This window comes from uncultured Mycobacterium sp. (genome assembly GCF_964249325.1).
Lineage (GTDB): Bacteria > Actinomycetota > Actinomycetes > Mycobacteriales > Mycobacteriaceae > Mycobacterium.
The window spans coordinates 501-17524 of the sequence record NZ_CAXUCH010000066.1 but is presented as its reverse complement, the minus strand read 5'-3'; the positions used below and the strand labels follow the sequence as shown (position 1 = coordinate 17524).

General features: G+C 65.6%; 21 protein-coding genes, 1 tRNA gene and 1 pseudogene (2 of these 23 cut by a window edge). 6 read left to right on the top strand and 17 right to left on the bottom strand.

Annotated features, from left to right (window positions below; all coding sequences use genetic code 11):
* The 5 genes and pseudogenes from ACFE99_RS10840 to ACFE99_RS10820 form a co-directional block, all read right to left on the bottom strand.
* Positions 1–380: pseudogene (locus ACFE99_RS10840) on the bottom strand (FAD-binding protein) (it extends 794 nt beyond the left edge of the window).
* Between the two features lie 32 nt (positions 381–412).
* Positions 413–829, bottom strand: a complete 417-nt coding sequence (locus ACFE99_RS10835) for a GtrA family protein (protein WP_375485074.1) — start codon at positions 827–829, stop codon at positions 413–415.
* A 56-nt stretch (positions 830–885) separates the two neighbouring features.
* Positions 886–1368, bottom strand: coding sequence for a GreA/GreB family elongation factor (locus ACFE99_RS10830; protein ID WP_375485072.1), 483 nt, complete (start codon positions 1366–1368; stop codon positions 886–888).
* Positions 1369–1519: 151 nt separating this feature from the next.
* Positions 1520–1711, bottom strand: a complete 192-nt coding sequence (locus ACFE99_RS10825) for a CsbD family protein (protein WP_375485070.1) — start codon at positions 1709–1711, stop codon at positions 1520–1522.
* Positions 1712–1759: 48 nt separating this feature from the next.
* Positions 1760–3034, bottom strand: a complete 1275-nt coding sequence (locus ACFE99_RS10820) for a hypothetical protein (RefSeq protein ID WP_375485068.1) — start codon at positions 3032–3034, stop codon at positions 1760–1762.
* A 151-nt stretch (positions 3035–3185) separates the two neighbouring features.
* Between ACFE99_RS10820 and ACFE99_RS10815 the strand changes: the two genes are divergently transcribed.
* Together ACFE99_RS10815 and ACFE99_RS10810 are read left to right on the top strand one after the other, a co-directional pair.
* Positions 3186–3395 carry a type II toxin-antitoxin system VapB family antitoxin gene (locus ACFE99_RS10815; protein WP_375485066.1) on the top strand — a complete coding sequence of 70 codons (210 nt, stop codon included), beginning with the start codon at positions 3186–3188 and terminating at the stop codon, positions 3393–3395.
* Entirely contained in the window at positions 3392–3841 is a 450-nt protein-coding gene (locus ACFE99_RS10810) for a type II toxin-antitoxin system VapC family toxin (protein ID WP_375485064.1), read from the top strand. Before ACFE99_RS10815 ends, ACFE99_RS10810 begins: the two co-directional genes overlap by 4 nt.
* A gap of 221 nt (positions 3842–4062) precedes the next feature.
* Here ACFE99_RS10810 and ACFE99_RS10805 read toward each other — a convergent pair whose 3' ends face one another.
* Genes ACFE99_RS10805 through ACFE99_RS10785 form a run of 5 tightly spaced genes read right to left on the bottom strand, consistent with a single transcriptional unit; the run spans position 4063 to position 9163 of the window.
* Positions 4063–4893, bottom strand: a complete 831-nt coding sequence (locus ACFE99_RS10805; protein ID WP_375485062.1) for an ABC transporter permease — start codon at positions 4891–4893, stop codon at positions 4063–4065.
* Complete coding sequence (locus ACFE99_RS10800) at positions 4890–5810, bottom strand: glycosyltransferase (protein WP_375485060.1); 921 nt, start codon at positions 5808–5810, stop codon at positions 4890–4892. The genes ACFE99_RS10805 and ACFE99_RS10800 overlap by 4 nt, the downstream gene beginning before the upstream one ends.
* Before the next feature lie 13 nt (positions 5811–5823).
* Positions 5824–6639, bottom strand: coding sequence for an ABC transporter ATP-binding protein (locus tag ACFE99_RS10795; RefSeq protein WP_375485058.1), 816 nt, complete (start codon positions 6637–6639; stop codon positions 5824–5826).
* Between the two features lie 10 nt (positions 6640–6649).
* The gene (locus ACFE99_RS10790; RefSeq protein ID WP_375485056.1) at positions 6650–7180 is read right to left on the bottom strand and encodes a bacterial proteasome activator family protein; all 531 of its coding nucleotides are present in this window, start codon (positions 7178–7180) and stop codon (positions 6650–6652) included.
* A gap of 9 nt (positions 7181–7189) precedes the next feature.
* Positions 7190–9163 carry a DUF6541 family protein gene (locus ACFE99_RS10785; protein ID WP_375485054.1) on the bottom strand — a complete coding sequence of 658 codons (1974 nt, stop codon included), beginning with the start codon at positions 9161–9163 and terminating at the stop codon, positions 7190–7192.
* 108 nt (positions 9164–9271) lie between these two features.
* On the opposite strand from ACFE99_RS10785, the gene ACFE99_RS10780 reads away from it, so the two are divergent.
* Entirely contained in the window at positions 9272–10468 is a 1197-nt protein-coding gene (locus ACFE99_RS10780; protein ID WP_375485052.1) for a cysteine desulfurase-like protein, read from the top strand.
* Positions 10469–10537: 69 nt separating this feature from the next.
* On the opposite strand, the gene ACFE99_RS10775 is transcribed toward ACFE99_RS10780, so the two are convergent.
* Positions 10538–11515: an NAD(P)H-quinone oxidoreductase gene (locus tag ACFE99_RS10775; RefSeq protein WP_375485050.1), complete on the bottom strand. Its 978-nt coding sequence runs from the start codon at positions 11513–11515 to the stop codon at positions 10538–10540.
* A 66-nt stretch (positions 11516–11581) separates the two neighbouring features.
* On the opposite strand from ACFE99_RS10775, the gene ACFE99_RS10770 reads away from it, so the two are divergent.
* Complete coding sequence (locus tag ACFE99_RS10770) at positions 11582–12100, top strand: MarR family winged helix-turn-helix transcriptional regulator (RefSeq protein WP_375485048.1); 519 nt, start codon at positions 11582–11584, stop codon at positions 12098–12100.
* A gap of 21 nt (positions 12101–12121) precedes the next feature.
* Positions 12122–12208 (top strand) — tRNA-Ser (locus tag ACFE99_RS10765).
* 105 nt (positions 12209–12313) lie between these two features.
* On the opposite strand, the gene ACFE99_RS10760 is transcribed toward ACFE99_RS10765, so the two are convergent.
* The 4 genes from ACFE99_RS10760 to ACFE99_RS10745 form a co-directional block, all read right to left on the bottom strand.
* Positions 12314–13336, bottom strand: a complete 1023-nt coding sequence (locus ACFE99_RS10760; protein WP_375485046.1) for a hypothetical protein — start codon at positions 13334–13336, stop codon at positions 12314–12316.
* A gap of 38 nt (positions 13337–13374) precedes the next feature.
* Entirely contained in the window at positions 13375–14610 is a 1236-nt protein-coding gene (lipE, locus tag ACFE99_RS10755; RefSeq protein WP_375485080.1) for a lipase LipE, read from the bottom strand.
* A gap of 65 nt (positions 14611–14675) precedes the next feature.
* On the bottom strand, positions 14676–14864 hold the full coding sequence (locus ACFE99_RS10750) for a hypothetical protein (protein WP_375485044.1): 189 nt from the start codon (positions 14862–14864) through the stop codon (positions 14676–14678).
* 38 nt (positions 14865–14902) lie between these two features.
* Positions 14903–15727, bottom strand: coding sequence for a crotonase/enoyl-CoA hydratase family protein (locus ACFE99_RS10745; RefSeq protein ID WP_375485042.1), 825 nt, complete (start codon positions 15725–15727; stop codon positions 14903–14905).
* Positions 15728–15750: 23 nt separating this feature from the next.
* Between ACFE99_RS10745 and ACFE99_RS10740 the strand changes: the two genes are divergently transcribed.
* Complete coding sequence (locus tag ACFE99_RS10740) at positions 15751–16335, top strand: TIGR03086 family metal-binding protein (RefSeq protein WP_375485040.1); 585 nt, start codon at positions 15751–15753, stop codon at positions 16333–16335.
* 78 nt (positions 16336–16413) lie between these two features.
* On the opposite strand, the gene ACFE99_RS10735 is transcribed toward ACFE99_RS10740, so the two are convergent.
* Both ACFE99_RS10735 and ACFE99_RS10730 read right to left on the bottom strand, forming a co-directional pair.
* The gene (locus ACFE99_RS10735) at positions 16414–16881 is read right to left on the bottom strand and encodes a DUF4334 domain-containing protein (RefSeq protein WP_375485038.1); all 468 of its coding nucleotides are present in this window, start codon (positions 16879–16881) and stop codon (positions 16414–16416) included.
* On the bottom strand, positions 16878–17024 hold part of the coding region annotated (locus ACFE99_RS10730) for an aminotransferase class I/II-fold pyridoxal phosphate-dependent enzyme (protein WP_375485036.1) (this coding region is incomplete at its 5' end). Its footprint extends 500 nt past the window's final position; 147 of 647 annotated nt are visible. The genes ACFE99_RS10730 and ACFE99_RS10735, both read right to left, overlap by 4 nt.

Here is a 17024-nt window from a genome sequence, read left to right as displayed (position 1 = left end):
GGGTTCTGGCCGTGGATGTCGCAGGCGATTGCCCCGCCGACGGTGACTTGCCGGGTGCCGGGCAGTACGGGAACCCACAGCCCGAACGGCAGCGCGGCCTTCATCAGCTGGTCGAGGCTCACGCCGGCGTCGACGTCGACCAGCCGGGTCTCGGCGCTGATCGAGTGGATCCTGTTCAGCGGCGTCATGTCGATCACCAACCCGCCGCCGTTCTGGGCGTTGTCGCCGTAAGACCGGCCGAGTCCGCGCGCGATCACGCCCCGCTCGCCGGCATTGGCCACCGCTTTGGCGATTTCCTCGGGGTCGCGGGTGGAGAGCACGGTCGCGACCGACGGAGCGGTGCGGCCCCAGCCGGTGAGCCGTTTGGTGGTCGTCAACATCGTCAAAGAGGGTACCGCCTGCTGCAGCTGGCTCAGCGCAGCCGAAAGATCACGGATCGCTGCACGACGAAGTTGATGACCGACGCGGTGCCCTGCGCGATCACGAACGCCACCGGGACCGCCCAGGTGCGGTAGTCGAGAAAGGCCAGGCACAGGTGATTCAGCCCGACCTGCACCGCGAAGGTAATCCCGTAGAGCGCCATCACCACCAGGAACCGGGCGGTGCTCGGCGGGGCCTGAAACGTCCACCGGCGGTTGATCAGATAGGCGGTGATGGTGCCCGCAACGAAGCTGGTGGCTTTGGACAGGTCGACTTGCAGGCCGACGGCTTTGTACAGCACCAGATAGAGGCCAAAGTCGACAACCGCCGACAGACCGCCGGTGACGACAAACCGCCAGATCTGCGTGGTCAGGCTCAGCTGTGCGGCTGGCGGGGCGATCTCGGCCATCGCGGGCAGTCTACGGGGCGCAGCAACTGACCAGCTGCATGCCGAGCGGCTGGAAACTAGTTGGGGAACTTCACGTCGAGCAGCTCGACCTGGTTTTCCCCTTGCGGCGTCGCATAGGTGATGGTGTCGCCGGGCTTATGCCCGGCAAGGGCCAAGCCCAGTGGGCTGCCGGCAGTCAGCGTCTCAGCTTCGCGGCCGACCGGGGTCTGTTCGACGATCGAGATCACCAGCATGGTGACCTCGGCACCGTCGGGGAAGCGCACGGTGACCTCGGTGCCTTCGGGCAGCGTTCCGTCTCCGTTGGACACCGGCCCGGCCCGCAGCACTCGGTCGAGTTCGTTGATCCGTTCGTCGAGGGCAGCCAGCTCGTCGGCGCGCTGGATGGCGTCTGCGGCGTCACCGTGGTCGCCGACCATGCCCCGGTCGTTTTCGACCTCGAGCTCCAGGCGATCGCGGCGTTGCCGCAGCCGGTCCAACTCCGCGGCGATGCGGTCACGCACTTCATCCGCAAGCCCTGTCGATTCTTTGTGCTCGCTCACATTGCTGGCCTGTCTCGCGGGGCCACCGCGGTCGTCGCCGCGGAGCGCCCAGTTTGTCGGTAGTGCCGTCCGCCCATTATGGCGCTGAGAATCGGTTTCGTGGCGTTTCGCGCGGGCACGTTAGCGCCGCCGAGAAGCGGTCTCGCCAGTGTCACAGGCGCCGGCGGCGCCGCCCGCGGAAGGCGTCCTTGACCTTTTCGCCGGCATCCTTGAGGTTCGATTCGACCCGGTCACCAATGCCTTGGTTTTCCAGGTTGCGGTCTCCGGTGATGCGGCCGATCGTTTCCTTTGCTTTGCCCCGGACCCTCTGCAGCTTGTTTCTGGCCTTGTCGTTCGCAGTCATAGCGGATCCTCCCTCTTTCCCGCAGGGAGTACCCGCGTTTTGGCTCCGCTACTCGCCGTGCCAGCGGGCCTGATGCGCGGCGTGCGTCGGAAGGTAGGCGCCCGGCGAGAACAGCTCGTCGTAGAAGTCCGTGTCGATGTGCTGGGCCTGCAGGTACATCAGCACGTGCACGGTGGGCACGGTGCCGGGCAGCTTGCCGAAGGTGTCGTAGATGTAGGACGCCTCGACGGTGACCAGTTCGGCGATGCCATCGGGGGGCAGTGCTGACGAACGGACCTTGCGGGTGTCGGCCCACGCCCCGCCGGTTTCAGGGTGAAACGGTCCGCCCGGCCCGTAACGGCGCGCGACGAATTTCTCGACGCCGGCCTGCACCGACGGCACGTGCGGTGGGCTCAGCGTCTCGAAATAGCGGGGCAGGCCGGTGACGTTCGGGAACGGCCAGCGCTCGTCGTTGTCGGCGACGAAGCCCAACCCGGGTGCCCTTGGATCACCGGATCCGCCCAGCACGGACAGCCGGTCCAGCCCGTCGTACATCCAGCCGCCCAGGCCGATGGCCTGCAATGCCAGCACGCCGTTGTTTGCGGCGGTGGCTAATTCGGCGCTGGCCTCAGTCAGCGTGTACTGCTCGGCGAAGGACAGCGGAACCGGTTCGTCGGCGTGTGGGAGCGACGAAAACGCTTGTGTGCCTGGGATAGTTCGGTTGTTGACGTCGTCGCATACGGGGTAGCCGTTGGCTGCGAAGAACCACAGGTTCGATAACAGGTGTTCGGCCAGGTCGGCAACTGGGAAGGCCAGCAGGCTGCCGGGGAGGTTGGCCACCCAGATGTTGTGGCCCTCCATGTAGGGCTCTTCGCGGGGTAGGTGCAGGCGGCTGCCCGAGATGCGGATATACGAGTCCGCGGTGTGGCTGATCCAGTCCTCGATGCCGGTGAACGCACGCGGCGGTTGATCGCGGGTAGGCAGCAGATACGTTCCGGTGTCGTCGGTGAAAAACAGTTGGCTGGTATGGAATCCGGCGGCGGAGGGAAACGTTCGGCCGGTTGCGCTACCCGAGTAGTTCGGCAGCGCGGGCGCATGGTCGGGGTTGTAGGGAATGCCGTAGTGCCATCCGGTGACACCGCCGGTGACCGCGAGCACCAGTGCCCGCTCGACGTCGGACAGCGGCTGAGTGTGCCGACGGCTGGTGAATGCCAATGGCCCGCTTGGGATCTGGCCGCCGACCGGGAACCGGCGCGATCGCCGCCCGGTGATGGCTGCGAGCAAGGGAAACTGCGCAGCTTCCGCCAGCCCGGCGCGTTCACGATCGGAGATGCTCAAGCCCATTGGACACTCCCACCGGAATCGCCGCAATCGCTGGCTAGACCAGCGACCGTGTCGTCGCGCCGCGTTATGTCGCCTAGTATCGACGCGTCGCCCGCAATATTGCAGATCAGTGATATTCTAAATATCGAGGTAGCCCAATATTGGAGGTCGGATGGCAACCACCGTCGATATCCCCGAGGAGATGCTCGCCGAAGCGCAGCGGCTGACGGGGCTGACCACGAAGAAGGCAATCGTAAATCTGGCAATGTCCGAACTCCTTCAGAGCTACCGCCAGCGCGATGCACTGTCCAGACTTACACGCATGGGCCACAATCCCTTCCTGACCGAGGACGAACTCGCCACCGAGGCCGGTGATCATTGACGGCGCCCACCGCGCGCCCTCGATATCTGGTCGACCATTCCGTCATGTCGCATTACTGGCTCGATCCGACAGTCAGGGCGAAAATCGACCAGCTTGCGAGCGTTGGGACCTTGTGCTCCTCGATGGTCACGATGGATGAGGCCCGCTTCAGCGCTCGCAGCATGGAGGACTTAGCGTTCGTCACAGATCTGTACAGCAAGGCGTTTTTCTGGCTCCCATTCGATGAGGATGCCGAGGGGAAAGTCGCCGACATCCGTGCTGCTCTATGGAAGATCGGTGCTGGGCGAGGCGCGCAAACAACCGACGTCCTCATCGCCGCCACCGCCATCCGACATGATGCGGTAATCGTGCATAACGACACCGACTTCCTCACCTTGCATCGTGCCGTTCCGGAACTAAATCAGCTACGTATCGTCCCGTCTACGCACAGCGATGCGGGCTCGTAGGCCGACGCCGCGCGATTGCGCCGCAACGGATCCGACTTGCTCTGCTTCGCTACCGCGAACGGTGCCCAAGTCGACCTGCCAGATCTCACCGCGGGCCATACCCGAGCCCGTCGTCCGTAGTCGTGTCCCAAACTTTCGCCTCGCCGCCCGTCGACCACTCAATCCAAGCTTGGTCGTAGTCATCTTCGAGCGGCGGGTAGTGAAGCATACGAATCGTGAGTTTAAACCCAGTACGGCACCCGGGCGCGGTACTGGCGCATCGCGAACGCGGCGAGCACCCACCCAACGGCTGTCAGCACTACCACCACCACCCAGTGCCGCAGCTCTTGGTGGGCGCCCAGCAGCGGCGCTCGCACGATATCCAGGTAGTGCAGTAGAGGATTGAGTTCGACGATCTTCGACCACCGTTGCGCATTCTGCTGGCGCAGGGTCTCGTCGTTCCAGATGATCGGGGTCATGAAGAACAGCAATTGCACCACCGAAAACAGTAGTGGGCCGATGTCGCGATAACGGGTTGCCAAGATGCCGAAACACAGCGACACCCAAACCGCATTCAGCACGATCAGCGCCAGCGCCGGAATAACCGTCAAGTCCGCCCACGACCAGGGCTTGGGATAGATGATCGCGATGACGGCGTAGATGACGATGTTGTGCGCGAACAGGATCATCTGTCGCCACACCAGCCGGTAGACGTGCACGCTCAAAGGCGTCGGCAGTTGTTTGATCAGCCCCTCGTTGGCCACGAACACTTCGGCACCTTCGAGGATGGCGGCGTTGATCAGATTCCAGACGATCAGCCCGAGCGTGACGTAGGGCAGATGCACCGCCAACTCTAGCCGGAACAGCTTGGAGTACAGGGCGCCCATCGCGACGGCGGTGGTGCCGGTGGCGATGGTGATCCAGAACGGGCCCAGCACCGAGCGCCGATACCGCTGCTTGATGTCTTGCCAGCCCAGGTGCAGCCACAGCTCGTGGCGACGCCAGCCGTCGATCAGGTCACGCCAGGCACGCGTCAGCGATTTCGATTGAGCCGCAGCATCAATGAAAGTCATGACACCCCTCCCGGTCGGCGGAACTGCTCCCGACGCCCTAAGCGCCGCAACCGAAACCACTCCAGCAAGCCGGCCGGGTCGCGGCGGGACACTATGAAGAACCAGCCGAACCTCACCCATTCCTGCGGCAGCAGTCGGCGCAATCCCGGCTGGGACATCAGGAAACCGCGGTTACGGTAGGTGAAGTAGCGCTTGGCCGGGTCATCCGGATATTGGGCGTGCATCCGACCGCCCAGAATCGGCTTGAATTCGGCTGATCCGCACGGGTGCAGGTACACCGCCTCCAGACAGGTCCCGAACGGCAGCCCGGAGCGCACCAGCCGGCGGTGCATCTCCACCTCGTCGCCGCGGACGAACAACCGCAAATCGGGAACGCCGATCATCTCCAGCGTCGACGCGGCAAACAGCGCGCCGTTGAACAGCGACGCGATGCCCGGCAACAGATCTCGCGCACTACCGGTGCGCAGTTCGCTTACCCGCCTGCGCCACACCAGGCCTCGGCGCAACGGAAACGCCAACAGGTCCGGGTCGTCGATGTTGCAGACCATCGGCGACACCTCAGCCAGCCGATGCTTTTCCGCGCAGGCCAGCAGGGTGGCCAGCACGTGCGAGTCTTTCGGGTGCCCGTCGTCGTCGGCCAGCCATACCCAATCGGCGCCCTGCGCCAGGGCATACAGCATGCCGAGCGCGAATCCGCCTGCGCCGCCGAGGTTCCGGCGCGACCCGAGATATGTCGCCGGGATCAGCTGGCCTGCCACCAGCTCCCGGACGCGGTCGTCATGGCTCCCAGAAGCAGCATTGTCGACGACGATCAGCTGGTCGGGCAGCCGAGTCTGCGTGGTCAGCACATCAAGCGACTTCGCCAGTTCATCCGGTCGCTGGTGGGTGACTACGACAGCGGACACCAATTCACTCATGCCCGGCCACTTTTCACGCAAGCTGCTCGTCGGCGTTGAGCTCGTCCAACACTGCACGCACATGCCGGGCGGCGTCTTCGCCCTCGTAGGCGCGAACAACGTCCTCGATGCCGCCGGTCATCCTGATGGTGCCGTGTTCGATCCACATCGCGGTCCTGCATAGCCGGGCCAGAAACTCGTTGGAATGGCTGGCGAACACCAGGATTCCGGAGCGCTCCACCAACCGCTGCAGCCGGGGCTGGGCTTTCTTCAAAAAGTCGGCGTCCACCGCGCCGATACCCTCGTCGAGCAGCAGGATCTCTGGATCGATGCTGGTCACCACACCCATGGCCAGCCGCACCCGCATCCCGGTCGAATACGTGCGCAGCGGCATCGACAGATAATCACCTAGCTCGGTGAACTCCGCGATCTCGTCCACCTTGGCCATCATCTGCTTGCGGGTCTGACCCAAAAACAGCCCGCGGATGATGATGTTCTCGTAGCCGGAGATCTCCGGATCCATCCCGATGCCCAGGTCGAACACCGGCGCCACCCGGCCGATCACCGTCGCCGAGCCCCGCGTCGGCTCGTAGATACCGGAAAGCAGGCGCAGCAGCGTCGATTTCCCCGCCCCGTTGTGACCGACCAGGCCAACCCGGTCGCCCAGGCTCAACGACATGGTGATATCGCGCAACGCCTCGACGACCACCACGTTGGAAGCATTCCGCCCGATCGTGCCGCCCGCTGCACCCAGGAACGTCTTCTTCAGCGACCGCGATTTGGCGTCGAAGATGGGAAACTCCACCCACGCGTTGTGCGTCTCGATGGAAGGCGAGTGAGGTCCGGACACCGCTGCTTGCTTACAGGTATTGCCCGGTGCCCGACGGTCCCTGGCCGCCTGTCCTGCCGATTCCCGGCGGCAGGGCGCCTTGGCGCATCTGCTCGAGCTGGGCGCGCGCCGCCATCTGCTGGGCGAACAGCGCGGTCTGGATGCCGTGGAACAGTCCTTCCAGCCAGCCGACGAGCTGGGCCTGGGCGATGCGCAGCTCGGCGTCCGACGGGGCGGAGTCCTCGCTGAACGGCAGCGTCAACCGGTCGAGCTCCTCGACCAGTTCCGGTGCGAGGCCGTCTTCGAGCTCGCGGATGCTGGTGGCGTGAATTTCGCGTAGCCGGTTGCGGCTCGCGTCGTCCAGCGGCGCGGCCCGCACTTCTTCGAGCAGCTGCTTGATCATCGTGCCGATCCGCATCACCTTGGCCGGCTGCTCGACCAGGTCGGTCAGCGACCGGTCCTCGGAGTCGTCGTCTGTGTGGGTCGCCGTGATGCGAGGATCGCCGTCCCGGATGATCTCGATGTTGTTGTCGGCATTGCCGTTACTCAATGCGGTCACCATCCTCGGTTTTTAGGAGCTTGTCGCGGCAGCTTGTCCGCGCCACTCGTAGATGCGGGCCTCACCGTTGTCGTAGATCTTCACCCATGACTTCGACGTGTCTAGTGACACTAGCCCGTCGGGCATAACGAACCCTCTCACGGTCGGCGTGCTGGTCAGGACATAGCGGATATTGAGTACCCGGACGGCTTCGGCTACCCGCGGATCGGTGTCGGCATTGTCGGCATAGGCCCAGAAAATAAAGCGGTGATAGCCGGGGCCCTGCTGCATCGGGTAGTCGTAGTGCGTCCACAGCGGGTGCAGGCCGGCCACCGCGTACATCCAGGCCGTGCCATCGGTGTTGGCGTTGCCGATCAGGGTGTCACGGGCACCGGGCAGCCTGGCCAGATACGTCATGGCCTCCAGGTCGCGCTGGTCGATCATCACCGAGTCGTACTTGTCGCCGAACAAAAACCGGTGCCGCGGAAAGTAATGCCAGGCGCTGACCAGATTCACCGCGACCAGCAGCACCACCGCGATGGCCGCCCACACCGGCGGCCCCACCTGTCGCGTCAGTCGCCGGTCGGCGAACCGGGCGACCGCCACCACCGCCATGACCAAGGTGAACAGCGCAACACCGGCCATCGGCATCAGCAGCAGCGTCGTCGCCGCCGCGATCCGGCGCGGGTCTTTGTAAAAAAACTCGCCGAATGCTCCGGCGAGTTTGCCAATCGGGCCGCCCAGAGGCGTTCCCGCATCGACATTCACCACGATCAGCACCAACCACACCACCAGCGGCCACCAGATCCTCTTGACCAGCAGCACGAACCCGCCGGCGGCCGCCACCGCGATCAGCGCGTACTGGACCGGAAAGTCGTTGAGGTGGCGCGAGTGCTGAAAAACCGCGTCGAACAGCCCCCTCTTCTCGCTCAGATAGGTCAGAAACGAGTGCCCGGCGATGACGTCTTCCTGCTGCTTGACACTGATGAACTGCGGCAGCAGCACCAGCCCGCTCGGCACCGCGACCGCGGCCAGCGTCAGCACGTCGACCATCCGGCCGCGCACCGGGCGCCATAGCGCCTCCAGCAGCCACCACGCCGCCAGCAACATCAGCACCACGACCCCACCGGTGATGTGCACCGAGAAGATGGCGACCAGCGCCAGCACCGCGACCGGGATGCGGTCGCGGTGGCGCAGCGTGGAAGTGATCAACACAAAGGTGGGCGCCACGATCCCGTAGGCGGCCAGGTTGGGCATCGCGGCGGTGTCGAATTCGACGTAGGGCACCGCGGTGAACGACGCCGAGATCGCCGCAGCGGTGGCCGCGGCGCCGGCCGCGCGCCACTCAGTCGTATGCGTGCGGAGCGCGCGCCAGGTCAGCAGCGCCGCGCTGACCGGAAACAACCAGATCGCGCCAGCGAGCGAAGCCAAGGTGTAGGCGGTGGTGGCTGCCGCGCCGGTCAGCTGCGCCAGCACCGCGACCAGCGCGTGATAAGCCGACGGGTAGTACAGCAGGGCGTGGGTTTCGACGTTGCGCAGCTCGCCCATGTGCGTCGACGACGCCTGGCCGGTGTCGAGGATGAAGCGCACGGTGTTGGCGTGCCAGACCGCGTCCCACGTGCTGGGGATCGATTGCCAATGCGGTATGCCGCGAACCGCCGCATAGCCGATCAGCACCGCTCCCAGCAACACCCCGCCGGCGACCGTGATCGCCGGCCAGCCGGTGACCGCACGAGATTCGCCGTCGACATCGCGATAGCGATTCAACAGCACGCGCAAAACGGCCACCACGACCGTGACGACGAGCAGGGCGGCCAGCGCTGTCCATGCGTTCCAAGGGATTCCGACCGCGCCGAACGGAATGATGGCCAGCGCGACAACCCCGTAGGTCAGCGCCGGCCCGACCGCCACCGCGATCGGCCACGTTAGCTGAGCGCTGCGCGCGACGATTGCTCCGGGGGCTATCAGCAACAACAAAGCGACAAGGATTCCGATTGTCAGCCCCACTGGACTAGTATGGCTGGCCGGGCGACCCGGCTCGGGACGGCGGGGACGTATCTGGGTGCCCCGCTAGCGTCGCGGTTTGCGGACCAGCGGAATTCTAAGGTGGCTGCCATGGCATTCGACGTCGCCCGAGTGCGCGGACTACATCCGTCGCTGGGGGACGGCTGGGTGCACTTCGACGCCCCGGCCGGAATGCTGATTCCCGAGTCCGTCGCGACCACCGTGTCGACCGCTTTTCGCCGGTCGGTTGCCAGTACCGCCGGTGCGCACCCGTCAGCGCGGCGCAGTGCGGCGGTGCTGGAGGCGGCGCGGCAGGCGGTGGCCGATCTGCTCAACGCCGACCCTCGGGGAGTGGTCTTGGGTGCCGATCGTGCGGTGTTGCTGTCGTCGTTGGCCGACGCCTCGTCGTCACGGGCCGGTCTGGGCTACGAGATCGTCGTCACGCGTCTCGACGACGAAGCCAACATCGCTCCGTGGCTGCGCGCAGCAAACCGATTCGGCGCGAAGATCAAGTGGGCCGAGGTCGACATCGAAACCGGCGAGTTGCCAAACTGGCAGTGGGAAAGCCTGATCGGCAAATCGACTCGTTTGGTCGCGGTCACGTCCGCATCAGGCACCCTGGGCACGGTGACCGAACTGCGGACCCTGACCAAACTGATCCATGACGTCGGCGGCTTGGTGGTCGTCGACCATTCCGCGGCAGCGCCGTACCGGCTGCTCGATATCGAGGAAGCCGACGTCGACGTGGTAGCGGTGAACGCTGTCGCGTGGGGTGGTCCGCCGATCGGCGCCTTGGTGTTTCGTGATCCGGCGCTGATCAATTCATTCGGCTCGGTGTCGACCAACCCACACGCCACCGGCCCGGCACGTCTAGAAGTCGGCGTGCATCAGTTCGGTCTGCTGGCCGGTGTGGTCGCCAGCATCGAGTACCTTGCCTCACTCGACGAGTCGGCCCGCGGAGCTCGACGCGAACGACTCGCGGTGTCAATGGATTCCGCCGGCTCGTACATGAACCGGATTTTCGACTACCTGATGGCCTCGCTGCGGTCGCTGCCCTTGGTGATGGTGATCGGCCGACCGGAGGTCCGCATCCCAGTGGTGAGTTTCGCTGTCCACGAGGTACCGGCCGAGCGTGTGGTACAGCGATTGGCGGACAACGGGGTTCTGGCGATCTCCAATGCCACCTCGCGGGTGCTCGATGTGATCGGAGTCAACGACGTCGGCGGCGCGGTCACCGTCGGGTTGGCGCATTACTCCACTACCGCCGAAGTCGACCAGCTGGTGCGCGCGCTGGCATCGCTGGGCTAATCTCCTGGTCCAGCAGACGCAAAAGCACCCAAAACCGCGGCGGCTCAGGGGTTTTTGCTACTGTTCGCGCTAAATGGTCAGCACGATCTTGCCGGCTACCCGTCCCGACGACAGCAGTTGATGGGCGTCGGCGGCCTGCTGGATCGGCATCACGGCGCCGATGATCGGTCGGACCCGTCCGTCAGCAATCATCGGCCACACCGACTTGACCACCGCCTCGACGATGACGCTCTTGCCGTTCGGCCCGGCTACCGGTCGGCCGCGCAACGCGGTCCCGATGACCCGTGCCCGTTTGCTGATGAGCTTGCCGAGGTTGAGTTCGCCCTTCACCCCGCCCTGCAAGCCGATGACGATGAGCTGGCCGTCGCTGGCCAGCGCGTCGAGATTGCGCTCCAGGTAGGCGGCACCCATGATGTCGAGGATCACGTCGGCGCCGGTGCCGTCGGCGGCGTCCCGCAGCCGCGTCACAAAGTCCTCGTCGCGGTAGGCGATCGTGATCTCCGCGCCCAGCTCGCGGCACAGCTGCAGCTTGGCCGGGGAGCCCGCGGTGATCGCCACCCGGGCTCCCAGCGCCCGGGCGACCTGGATGGCGTGCGTACCCACGCCGCTGGCGCCGCCGTGGATCAGCAGTAGCTGGCCGGCCCTCAAATCAGCGGTCAACACCAGGTTCGACCACACCGTGCACGCCACCTCGGGCAGGCCGGCGGCGTCGCGCAGTTCCACGCCGTCGGGAATCGGCATCACCTGACCAGCGGGAACAGCGACGTATTCGGCGTAGCCGCCGCCAGCCAGCAAAGCGCAGACTTCTTGCCCGGCGGCCCAGTCGCCGGCATGCTCGCCCACCGCGGCGACGACGCCGGCCACTTCCATGCCGAGGATCTCGCTGGCCCCCGGCGGGGGCGGGTAATGACCGGCCGCCTGCAGCACGTCGGCGCGGTTGACGCCAGCGGCGGTGACCTTGATCAGCACCTCATCGGGGCCCGGTTGCAGGTCAGGGATCTCCTGCCACACGAGCTGACCGGCGGAGTCGGCGACGATCGCATACATGGTCGACAGGCTACTACCAGGGCATTTGGGCTGTTCCAGCGACGATGCGTCGCATAGCATTACGAGATGGCAAGCCGAAGTCTGATCGGCGGCCGAACCCCCGGTGATATGCCGGGGCTAGATATCGCTGAGCAGAAATCGTGGCAACACTTCCTGGATTGCGCGGTGCGGGTGTACGCGATGCTGAACCGCCGATTGACCGAGGCACATCAGCTCTCGCTCTCCGACGTGCGGGTGCTCGACATCCTCGACAACGCCGACGGCGGCTCGGCCCGGATGGGTGATCTGGCGGAAGCGTTGCCGGCGCTCCCCAGCCGTCTGACCCGACAAGTCCGTCGTCTGGAAGCACAAGGGCTGGTGCGTCGCGGCCATTGCCCCCATGACCGGCGCGGCGTGGTGGCCACCATCACCGAAGACGGGCGCACGGTGGCGCAGCAGGCCATGGCCACCTACGCACACGGGGTGCGGAGTTATTTCATCGGCCAGTTGTCACGGGCCCAGATTGCCGCGATGGGTGAAAACTGCCGACGGATCAGCGCGGCGCTGAAGCTCCCCAGCCAGTCGGCGCGGATCGGGCGGGCCTAACGCACCGTTACGCTTGTCGGCGGTGGCGTGGCAGAGCGGCCTAATGCACTCGCCTTGAAAGCGAGAGACGGCTAACACCGTCCGGGGGTTCAAATCCCTCCGCCACCGCTTTTTCGGCTCCCTTCGCCACCGCTGCGTCGCGAGACAGAAGCAACGGCTGTGGTTGGGCCCGGATTCACGACCCTCCCCTCTGTTTCGCGCCGCGTCAGCGGTTCAGTGCAGCGTCGGCGCATAGCGCAGTACTGCGCCGATACCGTCAGCGGGTGCGATGCGCTCGTCGGTGCGAATCAGCGACGCCCCAATCCGCACCGCGAACATCGGCAGCGCCTCGTCGGCCCGTAGCGTCTTGGCCGGCGCCTCACCCTGCTCGGAGAGCACCTCAGCGTCCGGGGCGACTGTGGTGAGCTTTTCGTCGGCGACCACGTTGGCGTCGCCGATGTCGCCGATGATCAAGGTGTCCACGGCACCTTGACTCAGGGCCGAACAGACTGGGCCGAGGCCTTCGGCGGCCAGGCCTGAGGAACGACCGATCTCGGCCGACAATCGTTGTGCGCCATCGTCGATCACCGCAAGGCGGCGCTTGAGGAGCTCGGCCTCGATGGCGTGCTGCACTTCGTCGAAGTCGTGTCCGCTGTGGCGTGCCCCGACCTCTAGCGGCGCCGCCCGGTCGGCGAGCCGATCTGGCAGCGCCGCCAGCAGGTCAGAACGGGACCGCACCTCGCCGACCACGAAAACCAGTTCGGCCCCGGTGCTGTCGACTAATTCCGCGACGCGGTCGGAGACGGCGCGCACGTTCTTGCGCGCGGCTTCGTCGGTGCGCAGCTGCGGATCCCGGTATCCCGCGGTTTCGGCTCCGGCGGCCTTGTGCACGGGATAACCTGCGCCGTCCACGGTTTCGGAGCGACGCCGACCGTCGACGTGGATGGTGAGATCGGCGCCCGTGTGGTCGACTGCCACCAGAATGTGGTTGGGGTACTCGAAGCCGTGCTCGACCACCGGGACGATGTAGGGCAGCTCGGAGACCCGCACGATCGGCGGACGCAACTCCATGACCGCGTGCTCCATGTCTCCGATCACCGACTCGTCGACGCCCTGCTCAACCAGTTCCTCGCGCGCTCCGCGCCATTTCAGCTCGAGCTGGGTGGCAGCGTCCTGGGTGTGGTGCGAGTCCTCGAAGTAGACCGATGCGAAGGGTCCACCTGCGTCCACGAACTCACGGAAGCATCTGGAATCCATGATGATCTAGGTTGCCCGCAACCCAACCGCACAAACCCTTACCCGGTGGCGCGGGGGATTTCGGCTGCAATGCGGTCCAGAACAGCGATGTAGCGTTTGGCCTCAGGGTCTCTGCCCGGCTTACCGCTGCTGATCAGACCGGCCGCAAGCTGGCGCTCCGGGTCCGCCCACACCGCGATGTTCACCAGCCCGGTATGACCGAACGCGGACGGGGCGTCGCGCCCGAATGGGCCGAACCGCTTCGAGCCCAGCATGTAGCCGGTGCCCCACCGCAGTGGCTTCCCTCCGGTTGCGATGTCGGGGCGCAACCGGCGGCATTCCTTCACCGCAGCCTGAAGTGTCTCTGACCACATGATCCGCACACCGTCGAGTTCCCCACCGCGGCGCAGCATTTCAGCGAACCGGGACAGTTCGTCGGCGGTCGATACCGTGTTGGACGACGGCAGCACACAGGTGAGGAATTCCGGCCTGTTCGTGTACGGGATGATCTGGTGCACGGTTCCGCCGATCGCCTTGCGGAATGCCGCGGCGATCGGTGCCGGCAGCGGCTTACCGGTGGCATGGCTCGGCGCGACCAGTGAAACATCTTGCGGCGCAACGCCGTAGTTCGTCCAGCGGAAGCCGAGCGGGTCGAGGATCTCGGTGGCCAGGATCTCGCGGATGTTCTTTCCGACGGCGGCGGAGACGATTTCCCGCATCAACGGGCCCCACGTCAGGCCGTGGTACAGGTGCACCAAGCCCGGCCGATACAGCGGGCGCAGTTCGCCCAGTTGTTCGCGCGCGTATTCGCTGTCGTCGACACGGGTGACGTCGGGTCGCCGCTTGGGGGCGAACGGGACACCAGCGCTGTGGGTCATCACGTGCCGGATCGTGGTGCGGTCTTTGCCGTGACTGGTGTAGCTGGGCAGGTATTGACAGACCCGGTCGTCGAGCGAAAGGTATCCCCGTTCGACCAGCATGTGGACGACGGTGCTGGTGATCGCCTTGGCCGCCGAATAAGCGCAGAACGGTGTTTCGGTCGTAACCGGGACCTTCTCCGCGTCGGGCGGATCGGTCGGCGCATTGCCCCAGCCGTGCCCGATGGCGCGGTTGAGCACAACCGTGCCGTTGTGTCGCAGGCACACCTGGATCGCCGGGTGCATGCCCGCTTGATACCAGTGACGCACCGCTTGCCATATCCGTTCGACAGCGGCGGCGTCGATCTCGGAGTGGTCTTCTTCGCCGACGGCCGTGACGGCGTCGAGGTTGGCCGGGACGCGGATCCTGCCTTCCAGCGGGCCTGCTTCGGTCACGTCCGACAGGGTACGTGTGCGGCTGGTGCCGGCGGCTGCACCCGGCGCTACGGCCGGTCGCCGTCGGTCTGGTCGAAGAACCGCCAGTCACCGTCGATGTTGACTTCCATCCGCCAGCCCAGCTCGGTCTTGTCGCCAACGGTGTCGACAAGCCATGCATGCGCGTCCTCGGCGCTGGCGATGTCCTTGGTGGCGACGACCTCGCCGTCCGGGTTGATCACTCGATAGGTAGACATAGCCGCAGTATTCCCGGCCGGCACTGCGCCGAATCGCGCTATTCGCCGGTGAACTGCGGCGGACGCTTTTCAAACGTCGCCGCGATGCCCTCGGTCAGGTCCTTGGACGGTAGGAACGCCGCGTTCCACGCCGCGACATAGCGCAGGCTCTCCGACACCCGCGAAAACCGTTGCTGGTCAAGGACATCCTTGACACCTCGAACGGTCAGCGGCGGGTTGGCGGCGATCTCGGCGGCGGTGGCATGTGCGGCGTCCAGGCAGGCGTCGGCGTCGGCGTAAACGTCGTTGACCAGACCGATTATCTCGGCGCGGGCCGCGTCGATGTCTTTACCGGTCAGCGCCAATTCCCGCAGGTGCCCGTCGTTCAAGATCAGCGGCAGCCGGGCGAGGCTGCCCACGTCGGCGACGATGGCCAGCTTCACCTCGCGCACCGAGAATTTGGCGTCGGCGCTGGCGTAGCGGATATCCACCGCGGAGATCAGGTCGACGCCGCCGCCGATGCACCAGCCGTGCACCGAGGCGATGGTGGGGGTGCGGCAGTCGGCGACCGCGTTGATCGCGTTCTGCATGCGCTGTATCTCGGCGTGAAAGTCGGCACGAGGGCGGGCCAGCGCGCCGTCGGCCAGCAGCGGGGTAAACGAGCCACCCATCGCGGGCACGTCCAGGCCGTAACTGAAATTGCGGCCGGAGCCGGTGATGACGATGGCCCGCACGTCGCGGTCGGCGTCCAGCGCGGCGAACACCTCCGGCAGCTCCGTCCAGAACGCGGGTCCCATCGCGTTGCCCTTGCCCGGCCCGATCAGCGTCACCCGCGCGACCTGGTCTTTGGTTTCGATGGTGACGGATTCGTACGAGTCGCCCATATGCAGACCGTAGCGTTACAGGCATGCCTGCTGACCTGCGACCCGGACCTGACTCACCGCCGACGGACGAACTCGACAGCGCTGAAGAGGCGCTGGGCGTGCTGCAACGGGTCTTGCATCGGATATCCAGCGATGACCTGTCCCGCTCGACGCCGTGTTCAGAGTTCGACGTAGCGCAGCTGACCGATCACTTGCTGAACTCCATCACCACTATTGGGGGAGTGGTGGGCGCGCAGTTTCCACCACGCCAAGCCGACGACTCGGTGGAGCGCCAGGTCGTCGCCGCGGCCCGGCCGGCCCTGGATGCGTGGCATTGCCACGGCCTGCAGGGCACCGTGAAACTGGGCGCCAACGAAACCCCGGCAAAGGTTTTCGCCGGCGTGCTGGCGATCGAGCTGCTGGTGCACGCCTGGGACTACGCCAAGGCCACCGGATACGACGTGAATGTCGCGGATTCGCTGGCCGAATACGTGCTCGAGCTGGCGCAAAAGATCATCACGCCGCAGGGCCGGTCAAAGGTCGGCTTCGACCAGCCAGTCGACGTGCCCGCTGATGCCGGCCCGCTGGACCGGCTGATCGCGTTCACTGGCCGCCGGCCCGCCGTCTAGCGCCTCCGCCCGCTCGAGCGTGACTGCAGTGTCACGCTGGTGGCCGAACGTGACTGCAGCGTCACGTTCGAGGCGACCTCAGACCCGCTCCAGGTAGAAGTAGTAATAGCGGCCGTTATCCAGCACACCTTTGCCGTTCATGATGCCCATCACGGCGTCGTCGTCGATCTTCTTGAAGTGGTCGTGGACCGGTTGGCCGTCGTACACCATCGTGGCGGTGACCTCGCCGCGGAATTCCTCCATCCACAGGCTGGCTTCACCCTTGCCCATCTCGACGTTGGAAAACTTCTTGCCCTCGGCATCCAGGCACACCAGTGGCTGCACGTCGGTGGGTGATGTGAAGGTCTTGCCGAACCAGCGGGCCTTCTCCAGCCGCCCGTTCATGCGGTGTCCGGTGTCGAACTCGCCGCCCTTCCATTCGCCGATCAGGTCGGTGATGGTGGCCGGCTGCAGGCTGGCCCAGTATTCGTCGAGCTCGGTGTCGGAAACGCGGCCGCGGCGCTCCTTGAAGTCGGTGAACTTCTTGCGTGCCAGCTCAGCGCTCATGCGCTCCTCCTGTCTATCCAGCTCTGCGCGAAGCGCAGCAGCGCGTCGTTTTCCTCCGGTGCGCCGATCGTGACCCGAACACCGTCGCTGCCGTACGGGCGGACCACGATGCGCGCATCGGACGCCTGCTCGACGAAGTCGGA